The sequence below is a fragment of the Fodinicurvata halophila genome, assembly GCF_042651425.1.
In the GTDB taxonomy this organism is placed as follows: domain Bacteria; phylum Pseudomonadota; class Alphaproteobacteria; order Kiloniellales; family DSM-21159; genus Fodinicurvata; species Fodinicurvata halophila.
On the sequence record NZ_JBHSCW010000001.1, the window covers coordinates 815,321 to 822,133 of the forward strand.

Genomic DNA, 6,813 nt, shown 5'->3' on the forward strand with positions numbered 1-6,813 from the left:
GATTCAGCTTTCCGGGCTTCGACACACCCGACCGATTCCATCGGGCCCTATCATGCATTAGGTTGTCTTCATGACTGAACGCCTCCGCCTCTCCGCTCTTCTGCTCGCTTTCCTGGCCACGGCCTTCCTGGCATTCGCTGGCGATGGAAACGACAGTCACGCCCAGGCTTCCGGGATCTCTGCCGGAACCGATGGCAGCCTTTCCGCCAACGCCTCCGGCCAGGGCTCGGCGGGCAGCGGGCTCGAACTGCCGAGCCACAAGTCGAAGTACGGCCAGTACCTGGCCGCGCTTGTCGCGGAGGGCGAACAGGACCTGTCCAGCGCCGCGGACTTCATGCAGAACGTGCTGGCCCAGGAACCCGACAACGACGAGATCCTCGTCCACACCTTCATCCTCCAGGCCACCGAAGGCCGTTTCGAAACGGCCGTGGAGCTGGCGCAGCGCATGGAAGAGCGCGGCATCGTCCAGCCCATCGGACAACTGGCCCTGGCCACCCAGGCGCTGATCGAGGACGATCCGCAGCGCGCCGAGACCCACATCGCAAAGCAGCCGAAGCAGGGCATCAACAGCGTGTCGAACCCTTTCCTGCTGGCCTGGGTCGAAGCGGCGCGCGACGACAAGGACGCGGCCCTGGACCAGCTGAAAACGCTGGAGGAGAACACCAGCCTGACCCCGTTGCTGGAACTGCACCGCCTGCTGCTTCACGACTGGTTCGATGACGAGCAGGGTGCCGAGGCCGCCGTCGAGACCCTGCTGGAGGGCTCGCAGGAACTGTCGTTGCGCATTATCCGGGTGGTCGGCAACTACCTGGAGCGCCATGGCGAGAGGGAGCGCGCGCTGGAGCTCTACGAAGAGCAGCGTGCCCTGGATCCGGAAAGCCTCGTGATTGCGGACATGATCCAGCGCCTGGAGGAAGGCGAGGAACCGCCGGCCCTGGTGAGCAGTCCACGCCAGGGGTATGCCCAGGCCCTGTTCGACATTGCCAGCGTCCTGGGCCAGGAGAACCTGGTCCAGTACGCCATCATCCATGCGCACTTCGCGCTGGCCGTGGAACCCGACCTGACCCTGACGCGCGTGTTGATCGGCGAGATGCTGCAACAGGCGGGACGCTCGCGCACGGCCATCGACGTCTACCGCAACATGCCCGAGGATTCTCCCTTCGCCTGGTCCACGCGCCTGCGCATCGCCGAGGAGCTCTACAACACGGATCGGCTGGAGGAGGCCCTGAGCGAACTCGAGGAACTGGCCGAAACACGCCCCGGCCGCTTCGAGCCCCACTACCGCATGGGCAATCTCTACCGCATGGAGGAGCGCTTCGAGGATGCGGCCGAGGCCTATGACCGGGCTATCAAACGCCTGGGGGATCCCCGTCCGCGGCATTGGAGCATCTACTATTTCCGCGGCATCGCCTTTGAACGCATCGACCGGTGGCCCCAGGCCGAGGCCGATTTCCTGAAGGCGCTCGACCTGCAGCCGGAACAGCCGTATGTCATGAACTACCTCGCCTATTCCTGGGTCGAGCAGAAGCGCAATTATGAACAGGCCGAGGAAATGCTGCTCCAGGCCGTGGAGATGCAGCCCGAGGACGGGCACATCGTCGATTCGCTGGGCTGGGTCTACTACCGCCTCGGGCGTTTCGAGGAGGCGGTCGAACAACTTGAGAAGGCCGTGGAACTGCGCCCCCAGGATCCGGTCATCAACGATCATCTGGGCGATGCCTACTGGCAGGTCGGGCGCACGCGCGAGGCCCGCATTCAGTGGAGTCGCGCGCTCAGCCTCGAGCCCGAGGAGGATGAGATCCCGAAGATCGAGCGCAAGCTGGAGGAAGGCCTGCCCGAGGATGAGGAGCGCGAGGAAGGCCAGCCGATCTGACGGACCGCGCGCAAGCTGGACCATGACCGCCTCCGCCGAGTCCCTCCTGCGGCCAACGCAGGTGGTCCGCGAGACCGCGCCGGCCAAGGTCAACCTGTGGCTGGAGATCACCGGCAGGCGCGCCGACGGCTATCACCTTCTGGACAGCCTCGTGGTCTTCGCCGACGCCGCCGACACGCTGGAGGCACGGGCGGCCGAGAGCTTCTCCCTGGACATCACCGGGCCGTTCGCTCCGACCCTCCGGGGGGAGCCGCGTGAGGCGAACCTGGTCAGCCGTGCTGTCGAGGCCTTTTGCCGGGTCACCGGCCGGACTCCCGCCTTGTCCATCACCCTCACCAAGACCCTGCCCGTGGCTGCCGGCCTGGGCGGCGGCTCGGCCGACGCCGCAGCGACCTTGCGCCTGCTGGAACGACTGCAGGGCACGCGCCTGCCGGAGAGTATACGCCGGAACCTGGCCCTGGAGCTGGGCGCCGACGTGCCGGCCTGTCTGGAAAATCGACCGCTGCACATGACCGGCATCGGCGAGCAGCTGGCACTCCTGCCCGACCTGCCCGACCTGCAGATGCTGCTGGTCAATCCGGGCGTGCCCGTCTCCACCGGAGCCATCTTTCGCCTGCTCGCCCCACCCTGGTCCGAGGCCCCGGAGCACCCGCCAGGTAGTGGCGACGCGGACACCCTTCTCGAAGTGCTGAGCAAACGCCGCAACGATCTGGAAGCACCCGCCTGCACCCTGGCTCCGGAGATCGCCCAAACGCTGGGGGCCCTGCGTCGTACCGAAGGCTGCGCCCTGGCCCGCATGAGCGGCAGCGGCGCCACCTGCTTCGCTATCTACCGCAACCACGGGGAACGCGCGCAGGCAGCCGAGGCTCTCAGGCAGCGGTACCCGAACTGGTGGATCGCCTGAACTAACCCGCGGCACGGGACTCGCTTCGAGAGTCCCCGAGCGCGCCGGCCAGCGTACGCACAGCCCAGGGCATCTCCGAACGCGCTGTGGCCGCGAATCCCAGCAGCAGGCCCTGTTGCCGCGCCCGGCGCGCCGGGTCCAGGCAATAGGCGCTCAGGGCCTGCACCATCAGGCCCCCTGTCCGGGCCCGTTCCGCCACCGCCCGGTCACCGCCATCCCGCGTGTCCCGTTCGGGCAGGCGTGCCAGCAGGTGCAGCCCAGCCTCCAGGCCTTCGAGCCGGACGTCCTCCGGCAAGTGCTCGGCGCAAAGCGCCCGCAGGCAGGCCTGGCGCTTCGCGTAGATCAGGCGCATGCGTCGCACGTGCGCGGCGAAGTGTCCTTCCTTCATGAAGGCGGCCAGCACCGGCTGCATGGCCAGGGGCGGATGGTCCTCGATGGCGTGGCGCAGCCGGCGCAGGGGCTCCGCCAGGGCCGGCGGCACCACCAGGTAGCCCATGCGAATGCCCGAGAAGAGCACCTTGGAGAAGCTGCCGATATAGAGCACTCGCTCAGCACCCTCGCTCAGGCTCTGCATGGGCGCCAGCGGCCGGCCGGCATAGCGGTACTCACTGTCATAGTCGTCTTCGACGATCCAGCCGCCCGTGGCCCTCGCCCAGCGCAGCAGCTCCAGTCGCCGGGCCAGGGAGAGGATGGCCCCCGTCGGGAACTGCCGCGCCGGCGCAACCACGGCCAGGCGCGCCTGGGGGCCGGCCAGCGCCTCTTCGACCGCGAAGCCGTCCCGGTCCACCGATACCGGACAGGGCTCGGCGCCGGCGGCCATCAGCGGCGCCCGGAAGCCGCTGTAGCCCGGGTCCTCGATCCACACTCGATCTCCCGGGTCCAGCAACAGGCGGCAGACCCAGGTCAGCGCCTGCTGCGAACCGCTGGTGATGAAGATCTGCTCCGGGGAAACGGTGAGCGAGCGCACGGCCCCCAGATAGTCGGCGATGGCCTGACGCAGTTCGGGCAGGCCGGCCGGATCCCCCTGCTTCAGCAGCAAAGGATCGGGCGCGCGCCAGAACCGCCCGGCCAGGCGCCCCCAGACGTCGAAGGGGAAATAGCGTCCGTCCGGCGCACCCACGGAGAAGGGCGCGAAGGCCGACAGGCCCGTGGAACGCTGCTGGCCGGTGCGAGCGAGAATGGCCTGGGCTCGAGCTCCGAGTTCCGCCGCTGTCTCAACCCCCGTGTCCTGCAGCGCGGCCGCTGGAGCGTGCCCGCGGCTGCCATGGGGCTGCAGATCCTCGGGCAGGACCCGGCTGACGTAGGATCCGGCGCCCACCCTGCCGACGATGTAGCCCTCGGCGGTCAACTGCTCATAGGCGCTCAGCACGGTGTTGCGCGAACAGCCCGTCTCCTCGGCCAGCAGGCGGCTGGACGGCAGGCGCGTGTCGGCCGCCAGGCGACCGTCCAGCACCGCCTGGCGCAGTTGGCTGTAGAGCTGCTGGTGCAGTGGCGGCGCCCCCGGTGAACGCTCCAGCGGCAGGGAGATCAGGCTGGCCCGCGAGGCCTTGCGCGACATGGCAGCGACATCTCCTATCGAAGTGGTCCCAATTGTTTTCCGATTATGGACCTTTCAGACAAGCCACTCCAGCGGCATTCTGCGTTCCGCTTCCTCGATCATTCGCGAAGAGTCCGTTCATGCCCGACACCCTCACACCCTCCGCCGCCTCCGGCCACGTCCAGGTCACCGATCGCACGCGCCTGCGCCGGGCGAACAAGCGTGCCGTCACCGAGCGCGAGGCGGTCTATCGCGTCCTCGACGCCGGCCTGGAATGCCATGTTGGCTATGTCATCGACGGCCAGCCCTATGTCACGCCCACGGCCTACGTGCGCCTGGGCGACCGGGTCTACTGGCACGGCTCCTCGGCCAGCCGCATGCTGAAGCAGCTGAAGAAGGGCGTCTCCGTCTGTTTCACGGTCAGCTTCCTGGACGGTGTGGTCTTCGCGCGCTCGGGCTTTCACAGCTCCTTCAACTACCGCTCGGTGATGGCCTACGGCACTGCCGAGCTGGTCAAGGACGAAGCCGAGAAGACCGCGGTGCTGGAAAGCTTCGTCGACCGCATAACGCCCGGCCGCTGGGCCGACCTGCGCCCGGTCACCTCCCAGGAACTCAAGGCCACCAGCCTGCTCTCCCTCAAGCTGGAGGAGGTCGCCTGCAAGATCCGCGATGGCGGCCCGATCGACGACGAGGAGGATTACGAGCTGGACATCTGGGCCGGCGTCGTCCCCATCACCCGCGAGATCGGCCAGCCCGAGCCCGACAGCCAGCTGAAGGAGGGTGTCGCCACACCGGAGTATGTGCGGAAGATCCGGCTGGGGTGACGCCTGGCTTGGCCTTGACTCCGCTTACAGCGAGGCCATGGTCTCCCGCATGCGCCGGCGCATGGCCTCGTCCGGCAGCGCGCCGTAGCCCGCCTGCATGTTGTCCATAAGGTGCTCCGGATCGCTGGTGGCGGGAATCACCACCGTGACCGCCGGGTGGCTCAGCACATACTTCAGCGCGAACTGGGCCCAGGAGGTGCAGTCGAACTCCGCCGCATAGCCCGGCAGCGGTTCGTTCCGGACCTGCTGGAAGAAGCGGCCGTCGTTGAAGGCGCGGTTGACGATCACGGCGATGCCGCGATCGGCGGCCAGCGGCAACAGGCGCTCTTCGGCCTCCGGCGTCATGACCGAATAGTTGAACTGGACGAAGTCCATGTCCTTGCTCTTCATTTCCTGCTCCAGCTGCTCGAAGGCGCTGGTGCGAAAGTGCGTGAGGCCGATATAGCGCAGACGCCCCTCGCCTCGCATGGTTCTGAGCAGCCTCCACTGGGTTTCCAGGCCAATGAAGTTGTGGATCTGCATCAGGTCGATGGGCTCGCCGAGCAGCTCGGCCGATTGCGCTATCTGTTCGAGGCCGGCCTCCTTTTTCCGACTGCGCACCTTGGTGGCCATGAACAACTGGTCGCGCACTCCGGTTTCTCGCGCAAGCCGGCCGATGTTGGCCTCGGCGTTGCCGTAGCTGGGCGAGGTGTCCAGCACTGTGCCGCCCAGCTCCACGAAGCTCTCCATAACCCTGCGCAAGGCGTCCATTTTAGTCGCCTCCCGCCCCTCGAACGCGCCGGAGGAGCCCAGGCCCATGACCGGAAGCAGCTCGTTCGTGCCCGGGATGGGACGCTTGCGAATGGCCTCGCCTTCGCGGCCACCGGCCTCCTCCGCGGCCAAGGCCAGCGACCCGGGCAGGAGCGACCACCCCGCCACAGCCGCCCCCATCCCCAGCACACGGCGGCGGCTGTGACTGTAGCCTCCACTCTCCGCAAAATCATGTCCCATGACGACCCCTCCCTTCGGATGCAGTTATGGCACGCCATTCAGGTTCCTGAGCGACCCCGAATGCGTTCAGACTACAGCGAGAAAAGCAGCGGCAAAAGCGGAGCCGGCTAAGCCTGGAAGCTTGAAGTCGCTAAAGAGGCATCCCAATCCCAATGATCAAGTGAAAGGCGTGCCCAAACATCGATCCAGTTTCGAATAAGAAATTAGAGCACATAAGTATTTGATATTGAATTACTTATTAAAAATAAGAGCTAAAGTCACTCAGATGAAGGCACGGAAAGGTAACGCGCAGAAACGCCCTGACCCCTGTCAAAAGGCTGTCGAAAGCCTTGGGTTGACACTTCTTTTTTCACGAAGTTAGGTTTTTACGCAAATAAGTGAAAAATTGTAATTTACAGGCTTCCGTGAAAGCGGGGGACTCATGTCCGGCAAGAAGCAGGAGATGCGCAACAGTGGGAGGCGCAGCTGCTTCCCTGCACTTAAGGCGACTCTGGTGGTGACGACGGCCCTGATACTCCCCGCCTCCACCACCTTGGCACAGGAAGGTGCGACAGGCGGGCCCAAGTGGTCGGGCTGGCTGGAGATGGGGGGCAAGATCGGGACCGAGCGCTCGCTGGGGCAGTTCGACATCTACGCCCCGGCCTGGCAGGACGAACGCTCGCTGGCGCTGATCAACCTGCGCATG

At 66.2% G+C, this 6,813-nt stretch carries 5 protein-coding genes and 1 pseudogene; 4 read left to right on the forward strand and 2 right to left on the reverse strand.

Features of this window, described 5'->3' with window-relative positions:
* Nucleotides 1–70 precede the first annotated feature (70 nt).
* Together ACFOW6_RS03790 and ACFOW6_RS03795 are read left to right on the forward strand one after the other, a co-directional pair.
* Nucleotides 71–1,873: a tetratricopeptide repeat protein gene (locus tag ACFOW6_RS03790; protein ID WP_382420991.1), complete on the forward strand. Its 1,803-nt coding sequence runs from the start codon at nucleotides 71–73 to the stop codon at nucleotides 1,871–1,873.
* A 22-nt stretch (nucleotides 1,874–1,895) separates the two neighbouring features.
* The gene (locus ACFOW6_RS03795) at nucleotides 1,896–2,777 is read left to right on the forward strand and encodes a 4-(cytidine 5'-diphospho)-2-C-methyl-D-erythritol kinase (protein ID WP_382420992.1); all 882 of its coding nucleotides are present in this window, start codon (nucleotides 1,896–1,898) and stop codon (nucleotides 2,775–2,777) included.
* A gap of 1 nt (nucleotide 2,778) precedes the next feature.
* Here ACFOW6_RS03795 and pdxR read toward each other — a convergent pair whose 3' ends face one another.
* Nucleotides 2,779–4,335 carry a MocR-like pyridoxine biosynthesis transcription factor PdxR gene (gene pdxR / locus ACFOW6_RS03800; protein ID WP_382420993.1) on the reverse strand — a complete coding sequence of 519 codons (1,557 nt, stop codon included), beginning with the start codon at nucleotides 4,333–4,335 and terminating at the stop codon, nucleotides 2,779–2,781.
* Between the two features lie 119 nt (nucleotides 4,336–4,454).
* Here pdxR and ACFOW6_RS03805 point away from each other — a divergent pair, with 119 nt between their 5' ends.
* The gene (locus tag ACFOW6_RS03805) at nucleotides 4,455–5,138 is read left to right on the forward strand and encodes a pyridoxamine 5'-phosphate oxidase family protein (RefSeq protein ID WP_382420994.1); all 684 of its coding nucleotides are present in this window, start codon (nucleotides 4,455–4,457) and stop codon (nucleotides 5,136–5,138) included.
* Between the two features lie 24 nt (nucleotides 5,139–5,162).
* Here the strand turns inward: ACFOW6_RS03805 and ACFOW6_RS03810 are convergent, their stop codons facing one another.
* Nucleotides 5,163–6,128 (reverse strand): aldo/keto reductase, encoded by a 966-nt coding sequence (locus tag ACFOW6_RS03810; RefSeq protein WP_382420995.1) that lies wholly within the window; start codon nucleotides 6,126–6,128, stop codon nucleotides 5,163–5,165.
* 421 nt (nucleotides 6,129–6,549) lie between these two features.
* Between ACFOW6_RS03810 and ACFOW6_RS03815 the strand changes: the two are divergent.
* Nucleotides 6,550–6,813 (forward strand): annotated as a pseudogene (locus ACFOW6_RS03815) (hypothetical protein); the annotation flags it as partial.